Raw genomic sequence first — 1,193 nt, forward strand, 5'->3', positions numbered from 1 at the left:
AGATACTGTCGTGCCCGTCAAGTACTTTGTTCGTGTAATTTCATATCAAATGCCTTTCTTGTTCGCAATATCGCAAAGGTAATCTGCACCATCTTGCGCATCAGCGCCGCAATGATCACCATCTTGGGCTTGCCTGCTGAACTCAAGCGCTGCGCAAAGACTCGCCCCCACTCAGTGCATCGCATCGTCACGATCGCAGGCATGAACAAGGTCTTGCGCAGCTTGGAGTTGCCTTTTTTGGAGATGCGCGGGCGACCCCGCACACTCGAGCCTGACTCGTAGTGCCGCACATCCAGCCCGGCGAAGGCTACCGCCTGTTTGGCCGAAGCAAAGCGCGCTGGCCCCCCGTAGTGGCTGAGCAGGACAGGAATGGAGACATCACCAAGCCCCGGCACGCTGTCGAGCAAGTGGCGTTGCTCGCGCAGTGTGGGGTCGTCATCAATGTGCTGGCGGATTCGTTTTTCGATGAGCTTTATCTGCTCTTGCAGCGTGCTTAAAACAGCCTCCACGCTTTCTTTGACGCTGTCGTGGACCACTTGCAGCCGGGTCACTTCTTGGGTGTGTAGCGCCACCAGCGAGTCTCTGCGAGCGACCAGCGCCCGGAGCGTGCGCACTACCACTGGCGGTGCCTGCCAAGCATCGGGCTTGCGTTGGGCGCAAAACTCAGCAATGAGCTGTGCATCAGCCGCATCGGTTTTGCTGCGCTGACCAAGCGCCACCCCATAGGCTTTGACCTGCGCGGGGTTGACAACGCTGACGACGTAGCCCGCGTCGCTCATGTACTCGGCCAGTGCTTCCCAGTAAGGCCCAGTGGCCTCCATGCACAAGTGGGCAGTTGCGGCTCCATGCTTGTGCAACCAGGCGACCAGATCCTCGAACCCTGCTGCACTGTTGCGAATTACCTTGTTGCGGTACTTCCCATTGACAAGGCGCAAACACACATCAACCTTGAGCTTTGCTATATCCAGGCCAACTACCAAAAGGTCTTGCTGCTGCCCACCTTGCGCTGTCACTTCTCCTGCTCTCATGTCTGACCATCCTTGTGAATGCGTGCTCCGAGAAATGAACCCTCGGGCTGAAAGATACTGTCCGGACTTAGCACGGACAGGAGAAAAGGACTGGCGCTGCATATCTACGCGACAGGTTGCAAGCCTCAGGGAGTTCCCTGCATACGCCAGCCCTGATCGGGCCAT

General features: G+C 57.6%; 1 protein-coding gene. It reads right to left on the minus strand.

Annotation, left to right across the window (positions count from 1 at the left end; translation table 11 throughout):
* Positions 1–17 precede the first annotated feature (17 nt).
* Positions 18–1,028, minus strand: coding sequence for an IS110 family RNA-guided transposase (locus tag ACFIQF_RS24590; RefSeq protein WP_393946279.1), 1,011 nt, complete (start codon positions 1,026–1,028; stop codon positions 18–20).
* Positions 1,029–1,193 lie beyond the last annotated feature (165 nt).

The organism is Comamonas trifloxystrobinivorans (genome assembly GCF_043359985.1).
In the GTDB taxonomy this organism is placed as follows: Bacteria; Pseudomonadota; Gammaproteobacteria; order Burkholderiales; family Burkholderiaceae_C; genus Comamonas; species Comamonas trifloxystrobinivorans.

Coding starts and splice junctions, on each gene's coding strand:
- ACFIQF_RS24590 (WP_393946279.1), bottom strand. CDS start 1,028: ATGAGAGCAGGAGAAGTGACAGCGCAAGGTGGGCAGCAGCAAGACCTT.